Raw genomic sequence first — 15,107 nt, forward strand, 5'->3', positions numbered from 1 at the left:
GATAGGGTAATCGCATAACTATCAGTGCATTAAAGCCACTCTGACCTATATCCAGATAAAAGCTGTCGCATAGCCGATCGTCCTGATCAACTTAACTTTATGAAAAACAATAAAATACACTATGCTCTAGAGGTATAGGGTCCAAATAAAAACAGCTAAAATATAATGAATTTAAAATCATGGGGTTATCTATGAACCATTATGATGATTTGCAGCGCTTCAAGGAAAAGACTCGGACACAAAGTCTTCATTTCAAGGACCTTTCATCACAATCAGCCGCTCGGGAACAGGGAGATTGGGTCATTCTCAATCAGCTTGCGCCTGGGGAAAAAGAATCCTCGCTGGCAATGGGAGGATCGGTCTCGCTACCTCTGCCGCAGCAGGTCCCCGCGGATACGTTTCAGTGGGTTGAGACTGCACCAGCGCAGGCCGCTCCCGAGCCAATTCCGCCGATCCTGACGCCAGAGCCGCCTCCCGCGGCCCCTGTCGTCGTGCCGGCTGCCGTTGCGCCGTCCCCGGTTGCCCAGGACGCTGCCCCAGCGGAGGCGGTGCCAGCGATCCCCGCTGCCGCACCGATACCCGCCCCTGCACCGGCTACAGCGCCCGCGCCGGCAATGAGCCCGCCGCCATCCGCTGCGCCTCGTCCGCTGCCGGCACCGCTGCCAGCCTCGGAAGGCTATGCGCACTTATTTGCGACGAAAGTCGCTGAACCTGCGGCTAAAGATAAAGATCAGCCGCTTAAATCTCTTTTAGAAAGGATTGCGACATGCCGCTGATCTGCGTGTGTTCTCCAAAAGGCGGCGTAGGAAAAACGACCCTCGCAGCAAATCTGGCCTACTCGCTGGCGCGCGCGGGTAGCAAAGTCCTGGCACTGGATTTTGACGTCCAGAATGCGCTGCGCCTGCATTTTGGCGTCCCGCTTAGCGATGAGCGTGGGTACGTAGCGAAGTCGCTCGAGCTGCACGACTGGAGCCAGTGCGTGCTCAGCGCGGGCAGCAATATCTTCGTGCTGCCCTATGGCGACGTCACCGAAAAGCAGCGTCAGGCGTTTGACGAACGGCTCGCCAGCGATCCGCATTTCCTGACGCGCGGGCTGTCGGCGCTGCTCAACTACCCGGGACTGATTATTATCGCCGATATGCCGCCGGGTCCCTCCGCGGCGCTGACGGCGTTAACGCCGCTGGCGGACCTGCACCTGGTGCCGCTGCTGGCGGACACCGCCTCGATGTCAACGCTATCCCACGTGGAAAAGCAGCGTTTAACCGGCGGTGAACTTAATCACAAGTTCGGACACTTTTTCGTGATAAACCAGAGCGATACTCGCCGCCAGGTGAGTCGCGACGTGGTTGCGCTAATGGAGGAGAAGCTGAGCGACCGCCTGCTGGGCATTATCCACCGTGATGAAAGCGTCGTAGAGGCAAATGCTTCCCAAAAGTCGATTCTCGACTTTAGTTCATCCTCTGCAGCCGCCTTTGATATTGAAATCATTGCAAAAAAAATCTCTGCGCTGTTGGGTATCAATATTGGCGACGGCACGGTGCACAGCCAGCCTCGCATGTCAGGGCTTTAACTTATTGCAGGGCTGCTGAATGAAAAAGTCACTTTTCTGGTTGCTGGTACTGCTGCTGTCGCCGGTTGCCGTACTGGTCGTTATCACGCCGATGGACAGCCAAAAGCAGTATATTTTTGGTCTGCTGAGTATCGGCATTCTGTTCTTAATGGGATTCAGTAAGAATCGCAGCGTTTCCGTCATTATGGTCGTGACTTCGCTGCTGATGTCGACCCGTTATATGTATTTCCGCCTGACGCAAACCCTGCATTTTAACTCCGGAATCGAAACGATTCTGGGGATGGGGCTGTTTTTGGCGGAAGTCTATATCTGGGTGATGCTGATACTGAACTACCTGCAAACGGTCTGGCCGCTGAAGCGCGAAATCGTCCCGCTACCGGACGATATGAGCACCTGGCCGACGGTCGATATTTATATCCCCAGCTATAACGAGCCGCTCGAGGTGGTTCGCGATACGGTGCTGGCCGCGCAGTGCATTGATTATCCAGCGGATAAGATGAAAATTTATCTGCTGGACGACGGCAAGCGCAGCGAGTTTGCGGTGTTTGCCGCCGACGTTGGGGTCGGGTATATCACCCGTAACGACAACAAACATGCCAAAGCGGGCAACCTGAACCATGCGATGACCCTGACGCAAGGCGAGCTTATCTGCGTGTTTGACTGCGACCACGTCGCCACCCGCGTCTTCCTGCAGGCCACGGTGGGCGGCTTCCTCAAGGACCCGATGCTGGCGCTGGTGCAGACGCCGCACTACTTCTACTCGCCGGATCCGTTTGAGCGTAACCTCTCCGTTGGGCGCAATATTCCCAATGAAGGGATGCTGTTTTATGGCCCAATCCAGCAGGGCAACGACAACTGGAACGCGACCTTCTTCTGCGGCTCCTGCGCCGTTATTCGCCGTAAAGCGCTGGAGCAGATTGGCGGCTTTGCGGTAGAAACCGTCACCGAAGATGCCCACACCGCGCTGAAGTTTCAGCGCCTGGGCTGGAAATCGGCGTTCCTCGATATTCCGCTGGCGGCAGGTTTAGCCACCGAACGCTTAGTGGTGCACGTCATTCAGCGAACCCGCTGGGCGCGCGGTATGACGCAAATCTTCCGCCTCGATAACCCGCTCTTTGGCCGCGGGCTGACCATCCAGCAGCGTCTGTGCTATCTCAGCGCCATGCTGTACTACCAGTTTGCGCTGCCGCGCGTGGTTTTTGTTACCGCGCCGCTGGCCTACCTGCTGTTTAACCTGAACATTATCTACTCCTCGGCGAGCCTGATCGTCTCGTATGCCCTGCCGCACCTGTTCCTGGCCATCTACGTTGGCTCGAGAATGAACGGCCGCTACCGCTACAGCTTCTGGGGTGAAATTTACGACATCGTTCTGGCATTCCACCTGGTGCTGCCGACGCTGGTGACGATGATTTTCCCCAAACGCGGCAAATTCAACGTGACCGATAAGGGCGGCCTGCTGGACGTCGGCTATTTCGACTTTACCGTGGTCAGGCCGCATCTGGTGGTGGCCTGCCTGCTGGGCGCGGGCGTCGTGGTGGGTATCGTGCGCGCCATCGGCCATGACTATTTCGGCTCCGATCCCAACGTTATCGCGCTGAACGTCGGGTGGGGGATCTACAGCCTGATCTTCCTGCTGGCGGCGATTGCGGTGGCGCGGGAAACCCGCCAGGTGCGTAAAACGATCCGTATTGATGTCGATATCCCGGTGCTCATCCACTATGCCAGCGGCATTGTCTCCCGCAGCCATACCGCCGACCTGTCGATGGGCGGCTGTCGTATCGCCGTGCCTGACGATCGCCACCTGCAGGATAAAATCGAAGAGATTGAGCTGATTCTGCAGTCAGGGGCTATCTCTATTCCGGCCGAGCTGGTCACCGCGGATGCGCGCTTTATTCGCCTCAAGTTTGATGAAAATATCCCGCTCTCCCTGCGCCGCGAGCTGGTGCGCGTGGTGCTGGCCCGCGCCGACGCGTGGATTAATCCGCCGCGTCCGCAGGATAAGCCGTTCCGCTCTTTCGCCACTATCCTGCGCTGCGTATTTGAGCTCTTCTGGCTGACCTGGAAAACGCGGCGCGACCGCCGTCGGCAACCTTCTGCTGCGCAGAGCGCGCAGGAGGAGGGGCAGCTATGAAGCGATTAACGACCCTTGCGCTGCTGGCGGGGATGCTTTCAGCCCCCGCGCTGCATAGCGAAGAGGCCCCGGCCGAACCCTCGGCTCCGCTGAACTTCCCGCTGCCGGACGCGGCGAGCGATAGCGCGCCTGATGAAGGCGCGGCGCCGACGCCGGCACAAGCCGAATCGACGCCGGAGCCGGCTTCTTTGCCGGCGATGCCGCCGGTCAGTAACCCCGCTCCGGAAGCGGTGCCGCTAACGCCGATCGTCGGCGGCAGCCTGAATCTGGCGCAAATGGGGATGCCGGACGGCATTATGCTCAGCGGCGGCCAGCTGCAGGGCGGCGCGAGCTTTACGCTGCCCTCCGATCAGGTGGTCACCCACGCTGAGCTGATGCTGGACGTCCGGGTTTCTCCGGAGATGGCCGCCCGCAACGCCACCCTGCAGCTGATGCTCAACGGCCAGCCGCTGGGTACGGTACCGCTGGGCACGGACGGCGCCGATATCTCGCACTTCCAGCTCGATATCCCGGCCGCGCTGATGGTCTCGAGCAATAATTTAAGCTTTAAGGTGAACGACGGCGACGCCATGCAGTGTCTGCTCAACGCGCGCGACGCCTCCGGCATCACCGTTTTACCCGCCTCGCGCTTTAGCTGGGAAAGCCAGCCGCTGAATATCAGCAACGACCTGAGCTTCTTCCCGCGGCCGTTCTTCGACAGCATGCAGATGACCCCGGCGGATATCGCGGTCGCCTACCCGCAAAACGCGGGTGCGGATATCTTCAGCACGGCGGCGCTGCTGTCGTCATGGCTGGGCATTCAGGCGGACTATCGCGGGATTGCTTTCAACGCCTTGCGCGACCGTTTGCCGGAGCGAAACGGCATTATCATCGGCCACCCGGGCGACCAGGTGGGCGGTTTGACCCTGCCGCAAACCGACAGGCCGCTGCTGCAGGTTGTTGATAACCCCGGCAACCCGAGCTACAAGCTGCTGCTGATCGTCGGGCACAACGATGCGGCGCTGCGCGCGGCGGCCTGGCGGCTGACCCGCGGCAATATTGCGCCGCAGACCGCGAGCATGACGGTGGAGCCGCAGGCTATTCCGCTGGGTAAACCGTACGACGCCCCGCGCTGGATCCCAACCGATCGGCCGGTCAAAATCAGCGAGCTGCTGCGTAAAGATCAAAGCACGACGGTGAGCGGAGTGTGGCATGAGCCGCTGCGCGTCGCTTTCCGCGCGGCGCCGGATCTCTACCTGTGGGATGGCGAAACCATTCCCCTGCAGATTAGCTACCGCTTCCCGTCCGAAAGCTGGATCAACGAAGACAAGTCCCTGCTGAGCGTCACGCTGAACAACACCTTCCTGCACAACTTGCCGATGAACAAGCAGGGACCGCTGGAGAAGCTGTGGCGTCACCTGGGCGGCGATGCCCGCCAGGAGCGCTTTACCATCCCGCTGGCGCCTTACCTGATCTACGGGGATAACCAGCTCTCGCTCTACTTCAACGTGGTGCCGAAGGATAACGCCCCCTGCTCGGTGCTGCTGAATAACAACATCAAGAGCCGCATTACCGACGACTCATGGATTGATTTGAGCAACACGCGGCACTTCTCGCTGCTGCCGAACCTCTCCTATTTCGTCGGCGCCTCGTTCCCGTTCTCGCGGCTGGCGGACTACTCGCAAACCGTGCTGCTGCTGCCGGAGCAGCCGTCGGACACGCAGGTGGCGACCCTGTTAAACCTGGCCGCGCGTTCGGGTAACGCCACCGGCACGGCGCTGGTCAACAACCGGGTAGTGCTGGGGGTTCCTGAGGGCGGCGCGGGCCTGCAGTACCTGCGGGATCGCGACGTGCTGGCGGTCAGCGCCCTGGACCAGAAAACCTTTAACCAGCGCCTGCTGGCGGACTCTCCGTACAGTCCGGTGGATAACCAGCTCAGCGTCCGCGAGTCGGGAGGCTGGGCGAAGGTGCAGCGCTGGCTGACCGGCGACTGGACCTCCGCCAGCGTCGATGCCGACCGCTACTTCTCCTCCAGCAGCGCCTGGCGCGGCTTTATCAGCTACCGTTCGCCGTGGAATTCCCAGCGTACGGTGGTGGTGGCGATGGCCAGCAATGACGATCAGCTCGCGAGGCTGAAAAGCGACCTCGACTCGCCGCGGATCAACGCCGGCATTCGGGGCGATACGGCGGTGATCACCAGCGATAACGGCGTACGCAGCTTCCAGGTCAGCACGCCGTTCCCAAGCGGGCAGATGCCCTGGTACATGATGGCTATCTGGTACGCTAACCAGCATTCCGGCCTGCTGGCGATCCTCGGGCTTCTCGCCACATCGATAATCGGCCTGGCGTTAACCGCCATGTTTAAACGGCATGCTCGCAAGCGTTTGAGTTCGGGGGATGGCCAATGAAACGAGCGATCAAAATGAATAGCAGGGCAACCCGCAGACTATCGACCTTCTGCCTGTCAGGCGCGCTGACGCTGGGCGCATTCGGCGATGCCCTTGCCGCGAGCAACGATGCCGCGCTGCAGGCGCTTTTTGCCCAGGCCAACTACTGGCATGAAAAATCCCACGACGAGCTGGCGATGGAGTCGCTGCAAAAGGTGCTGCTGGTGGATGCCAACAACACCCAGGCGCTGTACCTGATGGCGCTCTGGGCGCAGCAGGGCGGCGATCTTCAGGCGGCGGCGCAGTGGCGGGCGCGGCTGGCGAAAACCTCGCCGAACAGCGCCAGTCTGCAGGAGCTCGACAATGCCAAAAAAATGACCCAGGTGCCACAGGGGCAGCTGAGTCTCGCCAGGCAGCAGGCGCGCAGCGGCAACGTGCCCGCCGCCCTCGCTACCTGGCGCAGCATGTTTAACGGCAACGTTCCGCCGTCGGGACTGGCGGCCGAATACTACATGACGATGGCCAGCGATAAGGCGCTCTATTCGCAGGCGATCGGCGAACTGCGCCAGTACGTGGCGCAGCATCCGCAGGAGAACGCGCCGCGCGTGGCGCTGGGTAAAGCGCTGACCTGGCGTGAGGACACTCGTCGGGAAGGGATTGCGATGCTGGAGCCGATGGCCAGCGGCAGCAAAGATGCCGACAGCGGGCTGCGCCAGGCGCTGCTGTGGCTGGGGCCGCAGTCCGGAGATCAGCAGTTTTACGACACCTGGATGCAGCGCCACCCGCAGGATACCGAGGTGCAGAACTACTATCGCCAGCGGCTCAGCGGCCAGGCGCGCGGGGAGGGGTATGCCAACCTTAACAGCGGCAATACCACCGCCGCGAAGCAGCAGTTTGAACAGGTGCTGCAAACCAACCCGCAGGATGCCGATGCGCTGGCCGGCATGGGCTATATCGCGCAGCGTAACGGCGATTTCCAGGCGGCATCGCAGTATTTGACCCGGGCGGCGGATCTCGGCGGCGATGATTCCGCCGCGCGGCGCCAGCAGGCTGCCGATGCGCTGTTCTACGGCCAGCTGGCCCAGGCGCAGCAGGCCTATAAGCAGGGCAATATCAGCCAGGCGCTGGCGCTTTCCGCCCCGCTGGCCCAGCAGAGCGGGACGCAAGGCACCTCGGCAAAACTGTTCCGCGCCGACGTTCTGCGACATAACAAAGACCTGCCGCAGGCCGAGCAGACGCTGCGTTCGCTGCTCAACGAGCAGCCGCAAAACGGTCCGGCGCGTGAGAGCCTCTATTACGTTCTGCGCGAGCAGAATAAAACGGCGGAGGCGCAGGCGATGCTGCGCACGCTGCCGGAGAGCCTGCAGCAAAAACTGCAGCCGCGCGTGGTGACCGGCATGCCGGGGGATTCGCTGCGCCGACAGGCGCAGGAGCAGGCCAGCAGCGGCAACGTGAGCGGCGCCATCGCGCTGCTGCGCCAGGGCGTATCCCGCTACCCGGATGACGCCTGGATGCGGCTTGATTTAGCCCGGCTGCTGCAAAAATCGGGTAACGAGAGCGAGGCCGCCTCGACGATGGCGGCGGCCTGGCGTCCCGGCGCCAGCAGCACCTCGCTGTACGCCGCGGCGCTTTATGCCAGCGAAAACGGCGGCTGGCAGCAGGCGCAAACGCTGCTGGGGCGTATTCCCGCCGCCAGCCAGACCAGCCAAATGCGCGATCTCCATCAGCGGGTGAACTACAACCTGCAGCTGGTGACGGCGCAAAACTACCTGGCGCAGGGCAATACGGTTGCCGCCTCCAACACCCTGCGGGCGATGGCCGCTACGCCGCCGAAATCGCCGGCGGACGTCGGCAAGCTGGCGCGGCTGCTGGCGCAGAGCGGCGATGTCACGACCGCCGTCTCGCTGGTACGCAACAACATCAGCGGCGGGATCTCGGGCAACGCCGGCGATTATGCCGATCAGGTGACGGTGCTGAATCAGGCGGGTCTGACCCGCGAAGCGCAGAATCTGCTGACCAACCCGCAGCTGCAGGCCAGCAGTACGCCGACGCAGCTGGCGAGCATTCGCAATGGCTATGTGATTAACGAAGCGGATCATCTGCGCGAGCAGGGGAACTACGCCGCGGCGTACGACAAGCTGATGGGCGCGATGCAAAGCGACCCGCAAAATACCGATCTGATGTTCGCGATGGCGCGTCTCTACCAGAGCGGCAAAATGAACAAAGAAGCCGGGGTGGTTTACGACTATTTGATGACCCGCGATACGCCGGATCAGGCGGCGCGCAGCGGGGCGATCGACGTTGCGCTCTCGTCCGGTGACAGCCGCCGTGCGGAGCAGCTCGCCGGCGGCCTGCGTCAGGATAATTCGCCGGACCGCCTGCTACTGCTGGCGCGGGTCGAAGAGGCGCAGGGTAACCATCAGCAGGCGATGACCTATCTGCGCAGCGCGCGCGGCAAGCTGCTGGGCTTACAGAGCAGCAACAGCGCGCAAACGCCGACCGTTGGCGGCGTGCTGGCGGCGGATAACCCCTTTGTGGGCGTCTCCCGCACCCCGACGGCGACGCGGACGGCCTCCACCTACGGGCAGTATATGCCGTGGCAGGTCTCGCAGGTATCGGCAGGCGCCGGGACCTCGCTGCCGGGGATCCAGCGTCCCGACCTGCCGGTAGAAACCGCGCAGACCCGGATGCTGCGTCAGGTGGATACCATGATGGAGTCGCTGCAGGAAAAAACCGGCAGCTGGCTGCAGGGCGGCATGGAGGTGCGCGGGCGCGATGGCGAATCCGGTACCAGCAAGCTGACGGAAATGAAAACGCCGCTGACCTGGTCCTCATCGCCGTTTGGCGATTCGCGCTTTGATTTCACGGTCACGCCGATCACGCTGAATGCCGGGACCGCGACCGGTGACGCGTGGCGGCGCTACGGCGCGAACCCGCTCTCTAACGCGGTCTCTAATATGATTAGTACCGTGACCAGCGAGCAGGCGGCGATTGCGGCGATGACGCCCACCGAGCAGGAGACCTACTTTGCCAGCAATCCAGGGGCCTCGGCGCTGAGCTCGCTGGGGACGCTGAACGCCTCCGATTTTAACGCCACGACCAGCAGCGGCATGGAGAACCTGGCGAAGCTGGGAGCCTATGATTCCGGACAGGTTGCCAGCTATCTGGCCGCCTCCAGCCTGAAACCGAACGTCGACCAGGCCAGCGGCTCGACGGACGCGCAGAAGGCCAACGGCGTCGAGCTGGCGCTGGCGCTGAGCGGGGATGATTACCGCGTGGACATCGGCAGTACCCCGCTGGGCCAGGATCTGAACACCGTCGTCGGGGGCGTGAAGTGGTCGCCGAAGCTGACCAACTATCTGTCGCTGATTTTCACCGGCGAGCGCCGCTCGCTGACCGACAGCCTGCTCTCCTACGTCGGCCTTAAAGACTCCTACTCGGGGAAAAACTGGGGCCAGGTGACCAAAAACGGCGGCACCCTGCAGCTGAGCTACGATGACGGCGACGCCGGTTTCTACGTCGGCGGCGGGGGCTATAGCTATATTGGCGATAACGTTGCCAGCAACACCAGCGTTAACGCCAACGCCGGGGTCTATCTGCGGCCTTACCACGACGAGTATCGGCAGCTGCAGACCGGCCTGAGCATGAGCTACATGGACTACTCGAAAAACCTGAGCTACTTCACCTACGGTCAGGGGGGCTATTTCAGCCCGCAAAACTACGTGAGCGTCTCGCTGCCGGTCAACCTGACGGAGAAATACGATAACTGGACGATGAAGCTGGGCGGTTCGGTGGGCTACCAGTCCTATAGCCAGGATAAGAGCGCCTACTTCCCGACCAACTCTGAGTGGCAGCGGACGCTGGAAACCGCGGTAACTAACGGGTACGCCAAGGAAGCTTACTACTCGGCAACCTCGAAGAGCGGCATTGGCTACACCCTGCGAGCCGGCGCGGATTACAAGGTAAACAAACAGATGACGCTTGGCGGCCAGGTAGGCTATGACACCTTCGGCGATTATAACGAAAGCACCGCCGGTCTTTATATCCGCTATATGTTAGGAGATAACTGATCATGACGGAAAATAATAACGCCGAGGCGCTGGCCTGGTTTCAGCAGCAGCAGACTCCTGCCGGATGGTTCGATCTCTTGATCGTGATGGTGGATGGCATGCTCAGCAACGCGGGCGAGCTGGAGAGTCAGCCCTTTCTGCGCCAGATGGGTGAGGAGCTGGCGGACAACTATCCTCTGCCGGAATCGGAGACGGTCGGCCAGCTGGAGGCCAATATCAACCAGCTGCTGAGCCGCTTCAAGTGGGGCGTGGTCAGCGTTGACGTCGGCGACGACGGGCTGCGGCTGCGCCATCGGGCGATGCCGGTTAGCCGCGATGAAGCGCGTCGCGTGCGCTGGTGTAATGCATTCTGTGCCATACTCGAAGGGCTTTATTCCCGCTGGCTGAGGGGGCAGGGCGGCGGCGCGCACGTTGTGTTGCAGCGTGAGCGGCTGTTTTCTGTGTCTGACGTTCAGTTTCTCTACTTTCATCCATAACGAGTGCACTTATGTCCTTGCGTGCTTTAGTCGCAGTCATGGTTACGACGACGATGATGGTGCTTCCCCGCGCGTGGGCAGATACCGCCTGGGAAAGCTATAAATCCCGTTTTATGATGGCCGATGGGCGAATCGTTGATACCGGCAACGGCAGCGTTTCCCATACCGAAGGGCAGGGGTTCGCCATGCTGCTGGCGGTCGCCAAAAACGATCGCCCTGCCTTTGATAAGCTGTGGCAGTGGACGGATAAAACGCTGCGTAATAAAGACAACGGGCTTTTTTACTGGCGCTACAATCCCGTCGCGCCGGACCCTATTGCGGATAAAAACGATGCGACCGACGGTGATACCCTGATCGCGTGGGCGCTGCTGCGCGCCCAGCAGCAGTGGGGTGATAAATCCTACGGCATCGCTTCAGATGCCATCACCGCGTCGCTGCTGAAGTCTACGGTCATCACCTTTGCCGGTCATCAGGTGATGCTGCCCGGTGCGAAGGGCTTCAACCGCAACGATCACGTCAACCTCAACCCCTCCTACTTTATTTTCCCCGCATGGCAGGCCTTTGCCGCGCGTACGCACCTGACGGCGTGGCGTAAGCTGCAGAGCGACGGGAAGGCGCTGCTGGGTAAAATGGCGTGGGGTAAGGCGCAGCTGCCCAGCGATTGGGTGGCGCTGAGAGCGGACGGCAGAATGGAGCCGGCCAAGGAGTGGCCGCCCCGGATGAGCTACGACGCGATTCGCATCCCGCTTTATCTCTACTGGGCCGATCCGCAAAGCGCCCTGCTGACGCCGTGGAAAAGCTGGTTTCAGAGCTATCCGCGGCTGCAGACTCCGGCGTGGGTCAACGTCAATACCAACGACGTCGCCCCGTGGTTTATGACCGGCGGCCTGCTGGCCGTTCGCGACCTGACCACCGGTGAAGCGCAGGACGATCCGCAGCTTAGCGCGCAGGATGACTATTACTCTGCCAGCCTGAAGATGCTGGTCTGGCTGGCGAAGAACGACCGCCGCCAGGCAACGACCGGCGTCTGAACGGGCCGCGGGGTGAAACCCTGCGGCCTTATCGTTTTACTGCGGGTACGGAACCCAGCTTCCGCCGTTCAGCTGGACGTAAGGTTTGCCCTGATACTGAATGACGATGGCGTTGGCGTTCTCCGATACCGCGGCGCTCTGCGGCAGGTTGGCGGTGTACTGCGGCCAGTTCACGTTATCCTGGGTAAACATTTTGCCGTCGAGGGCGCGAACCACCAGCTCGGAGATCGCCAGATAGCTGCTCGGCCGATCGATAACCAGCGGCGCGCCCTGGCGCGGCTCCTTCATGCCGAAGAACTTCACCGCCGCCGGAACGTTAGTGATCGACGGGCTTGGGATATCGCGCAGGCCGGAGACCTGCATTTTATCGCCCTTCAGCGCCCCGCCGTGCTCCGGCACCACCACCACCATAACTTTACGGCCTGACTTCTCCAGCTCGGTAAAGAAGTTGTCCAGCTCATCAAAGAGCTTCTGGGCACGCACCTTATAGTCGGCTGTTTTGCTCTGGCCCGGGAAGTGGTTGCCATCGTGGAGCGGCAGAATGTTGTAGAAGGTCGCGGTGCGCGCATCGCCCTGCTTATCTTCCGTTTCCAGCCAGCGGTTGAGGGTCGCCAGATCGTCATACACCGGCGAGCCGTCGAAGGCCTGCAGGCTGACCGGCAGGCCTTTCTGGTCCATCAGCGGGCTTTGCATACCGCCCAGGCTGCGCAGCTCCTTCAGGAAGTCGCCAAACAGGCCGTTGTGGCCCAGCATCAGCTGCTGGTTGAAGCCGAGCTTCGCCAGATTTTCAAACAGGTAGCACTCGCTGCCCGACGGCTGATACAGGTTGGAGTGCGACAGCTGGCCGCAGCTGGCGCGGAGCAGGCGAACCGCCGCCGGGCCGCTGTAGGAGGTCGCCGAGTTAAAGTTTTTGAACACGATATCAAAGTGCTTCCACAGCGGATGGTCCATCAGCCCGGCGGCTTCGATATCGGACCATGACAGGGAGCAGATATTAATCACCAGCAGATCAAAGGGCTGTGCGTCCGCCGGCAGCTGCTGTGGGAACGGCGTCTTGCGCTTCTGCTCCGAGGCATAGAACGCATTCAGCCAGCTGGTGAGGTTGGCGGACGTGGGCGGTTCGGTCTGCGGCGGAATATCGCCGTTAGCGGAAGCGGTGCCCGCCGCCGTTCCCCCTGCGTTGGTGGCGGTGATGACCGCGGTGGTTGCTGCCGCTGTCGTCGGCTGGCCGGCTGGCCACAGGGTAAAGGAGGGGAGCAGCGGGCTGACGGCGAGCCATATCATCATCGCCGAGACCAGCACCGTGACGCGCAGCCACTGGCTGATAAACAGCCACAGGACCAGCAGCACAAAGAAGGCGCCGACCATATTCCAGTTAATAAAGCGGGTCACCAGGTCCCAGATATAATCCGCGCTAAAGCCGGCAAGCTGGGAGCCCTGGCTGAAAATACTCTCCGGGCCGGGCAGCCAGGTGTCGTGCCAGAACAGCGCGATACCGACCGGGATCGCCACCCAGTGGCGCAGGCGGTGCAGCTTATATTTCGGCAGCGGTACCAGCAAAAAGGCGAGAAACACCAGGTTAAGCATCGGGTGGAAATTAAGATATCCCGCCCACAGCAGAGCAAACTTCACCAGAAAGTAGAAATTCCACCCGGCAAGGCCGCGCCAGTATTGCCAGAGCGGAAGCGGCGCTGCGGTAGTTTTTGGATTGGTCATTTATTCACTTTGCCTTGCTTAGCCGTCGCATCCCGGCGCAGTACGCCAGCCGGTTTAACGTAACGGGGTTTAAAGAACATCAATCGTAAGGTGGTGCGGATACGGCGCTGGTAGTGGCGCGTAAGGTAACCTAACGGGAAAAACAGCAGCGCGCAGAGCACCACCAGCTGAATAATATCGCTAAGAGACATCATGATTTTTGCTCCACGTCGGTGGACAGCCGGTGCGGCTCGGGTATCCGGCGCCAGCTGTGCCCGTCGTGGGTGGCGTTGATCGCCTCGTTTTTGCCTACCGTAATGGGCAGCGGCGTGTTCCATTTATCCGCCGTGATGCCGCGCATCAGCAATATCTCCGCGGTGATTTGTTTATCTTCAAACCAAATCATGCGGTTAGAGAATATGTCACCGGTAGGAAGCGGGAAAATATGGTTCAGCGCCGTATCCAGATCGTTGACGCGACAAAATGAGAGAAACAGCACCAGCCGGTTGTTGCCGATGGTCATGATATCGCCCATGCGGTTTGGCTTGCAGAGCGTCAGCGCCTGCTCAACGCGCAGGCCCGGCGCCGGACGTAGCGCAACCATCACGCCTTTGCTGTCCGCAGGCAGCATGGTGTTGGCCATAATGTTATAGACCGCGGAGCAAAAGTCGTCCCACTTCTGATAGCCGCGCAGCTTGAGCGGCTGGCTCCAGGCTATAAGGGTGGCGAAGTCTTCCGGAATATGGCGGCTAAATTTCTGTTTCTGAACGCTCTCAATGAGCGTCAGGCAGCGCGACAGCGGCGCGCCGCTGGGGATCACCATATTAGCGCCGCTGCTGAGTAGCAGTCGTTCATCGGTAGCGCGCAGGCAGGGAGTCTGTTCGCGGACAATGATTTTTAATGCACTTCCGCGCTGGCGGCGCAGGGTATGAATATGGCGCCCCAGCTGCTCGATCTGTACATTTTGCGTTACGCTGAACAGCAGGGTTGCCGCCTGCGCCGTTCTGGCGGCGTTAAACACGGCGTCGTTGGTATCAAACAGCGTCCAGTATTCCGACAGCGCCGGGGCGCCCTCAAGGACGCGTAAATTGCTTAATACGACCTTTTCATCGCTGCGCGGCTGGACGATTGTTTCTTCGTCCTGCGCCAACCGCCATCCGGCCTGGTCTTGTAAAACAACCAGCTGCTGCTGCGCGCTCATTCCTTTTTCACTGCCCCACCAGGCAATATCAAACAGGAAGTTATCGCCCTGATAGCGGATGCTGGCGAGACCAGAAAGAGAACGATACTGATATAATAGCGGAGACAGCTGCTTATCATTATCATTACCCGAATTAAGTACTAATAAGGCGCAATTGTGGTATTTGGCCCATCGCGATGACTTTTCTACCCATTTGCATAATTGTTCACTTTTAATATTTTGCCAGGCATTTTCAGCGCATAGCAGAATAAATAGATAATTGCCAGGTTCAAGCGAACAGAGTAAATCACGATGCATTTCTTCTAACCCTTCCGTGAGGTTCGGCAGGGTAAATAACACGATTTTTTCCGGGCCGTTGTGATTATCTAATGAAATGATTTTACTTGGTTTCTCACCCATTACGATCGCTGCAACCTTGCCATCTTTAGGCTGCGCGGCCAGCGTATGGTTGAGCAGACTTACCGCATCAACATAGCGGTCAACGTTGAGCCACCATACCCCGCCAACGGGCATATGGCTGACCTCGTCCCATAATGACGAAATACCCAAAGTATATACGATATCCAC

At 60.4% G+C, this 15,107-nt stretch carries 9 protein-coding genes and 1 pseudogene; 7 read left to right on the plus strand and 3 right to left on the minus strand.

Features of this window, described 5'->3' with window-relative positions; genetic code table 11:
• Nucleotides 1–191: 191 nt before the first annotated feature.
• The 7 genes and pseudogenes from M2416_RS16210 (at nucleotide 192) to M2416_RS16240 (ending at nucleotide 11,644) form a co-directional block, all read left to right on the plus strand.
• Nucleotides 192–776: a cellulose biosynthesis protein BcsO gene (locus M2416_RS16210; protein WP_259225705.1), complete on the plus strand. Its 585-nt coding sequence runs from the start codon at nucleotides 192–194 to the stop codon at nucleotides 774–776.
• 1 nt (nucleotide 777) lies between these two features.
• Nucleotides 778–1,570, plus strand: a pseudogene (locus M2416_RS16215) (cellulose synthase operon protein YhjQ/BcsQ).
• A gap of 19 nt (nucleotides 1,571–1,589) precedes the next feature.
• The gene (bcsA, locus tag M2416_RS16220; RefSeq protein ID WP_076946234.1) at nucleotides 1,590–3,701 is read left to right on the plus strand and encodes a UDP-forming cellulose synthase catalytic subunit; all 2,112 of its coding nucleotides are present in this window, start codon (nucleotides 1,590–1,592) and stop codon (nucleotides 3,699–3,701) included.
• Complete coding sequence (bcsB, locus tag M2416_RS16225; protein WP_259225707.1) at nucleotides 3,698–6,088, plus strand: cellulose biosynthesis cyclic di-GMP-binding regulatory protein BcsB; 2,391 nt, start codon at nucleotides 3,698–3,700, stop codon at nucleotides 6,086–6,088. Before bcsA ends, bcsB begins: the two co-directional genes overlap by 4 nt.
• Nucleotides 6,085–10,137, plus strand: coding sequence for a cellulose biosynthesis protein BcsC (locus M2416_RS16230; protein ID WP_076946232.1), 4,053 nt, complete (start codon nucleotides 6,085–6,087; stop codon nucleotides 10,135–10,137). The genes bcsB and M2416_RS16230 overlap by 4 nt, the downstream gene beginning before the upstream one ends.
• The gene (gene bcsD / locus M2416_RS16235; protein WP_161795662.1) at nucleotides 10,137–10,613 is read left to right on the plus strand and encodes a cellulose biosynthesis protein BcsD; all 477 of its coding nucleotides are present in this window, start codon (nucleotides 10,137–10,139) and stop codon (nucleotides 10,611–10,613) included. Before M2416_RS16230 ends, bcsD begins: the two co-directional genes overlap by 1 nt.
• 11 nt (nucleotides 10,614–10,624) lie before the next feature.
• Nucleotides 10,625–11,644 carry a glycosyl hydrolase family 8 gene (locus M2416_RS16240; protein ID WP_259225712.1) on the plus strand — a complete coding sequence of 340 codons (1,020 nt, stop codon included), beginning with the start codon at nucleotides 10,625–10,627 and terminating at the stop codon, nucleotides 11,642–11,644.
• A 36-nt stretch (nucleotides 11,645–11,680) separates the two neighbouring features.
• On the opposite strand, the gene bcsG is transcribed toward M2416_RS16240, so the two are convergent.
• From bcsG to bcsE, 3 genes are read right to left on the minus strand one after another with little or no spacing between them, the layout of a single operon-like run.
• Nucleotides 11,681–13,360: a cellulose biosynthesis protein BcsG gene (gene bcsG, locus M2416_RS16245; RefSeq protein WP_076946230.1), complete on the minus strand. Its 1,680-nt coding sequence runs from the start codon at nucleotides 13,358–13,360 to the stop codon at nucleotides 11,681–11,683.
• Entirely contained in the window at nucleotides 13,357–13,554 is a 198-nt protein-coding gene (gene bcsF / locus M2416_RS16250) for a cellulose biosynthesis protein BcsF (RefSeq protein ID WP_041143129.1), read from the minus strand. Before bcsF ends, bcsG begins: the two co-directional genes overlap by 4 nt.
• Nucleotides 13,551–15,107 (minus strand): cellulose biosynthesis protein BcsE, encoded by a 1,557-nt coding sequence (bcsE, locus tag M2416_RS16255; protein ID WP_076946229.1) that lies wholly within the window; start codon nucleotides 15,105–15,107, stop codon nucleotides 13,551–13,553. Before bcsE ends, bcsF begins: the two co-directional genes overlap by 4 nt.

The sequence above is a fragment of the Klebsiella sp. BIGb0132 genome, from assembly GCF_024810075.1.
Taxonomy (GTDB): domain Bacteria; phylum Pseudomonadota; class Gammaproteobacteria; order Enterobacterales; family Enterobacteriaceae; genus Klebsiella; species Klebsiella terrigena.

Coding starts and splice junctions, on each gene's coding strand:
- bcsA (WP_076946234.1), top strand. CDS start 1,590: ATGAAAAAGTCACTTTTCTGGTTGCTGGTACTGCTGCTGTCGCCGGTT.
- M2416_RS16230 (WP_076946232.1), top strand. CDS start 6,085: ATGAAACGAGCGATCAAAATGAATAGCAGGGCAACCCGCAGACTATCG.
- bcsG (WP_076946230.1), bottom strand. CDS start 13,360: ATGACCAATCCAAAAACTACCGCAGCGCCGCTTCCGCTCTGGCAATAC.
- M2416_RS16240 (WP_259225712.1), top strand. CDS start 10,625: ATGTCCTTGCGTGCTTTAGTCGCAGTCATGGTTACGACGACGATGATG.
- bcsB (WP_259225707.1), top strand. CDS start 3,698: ATGAAGCGATTAACGACCCTTGCGCTGCTGGCGGGGATGCTTTCAGCC.
- bcsF (WP_041143129.1), bottom strand. CDS start 13,554: ATGATGTCTCTTAGCGATATTATTCAGCTGGTGGTGCTCTGCGCGCTG.
- M2416_RS16210 (WP_259225705.1), top strand. CDS start 192: ATGAACCATTATGATGATTTGCAGCGCTTCAAGGAAAAGACTCGGACA.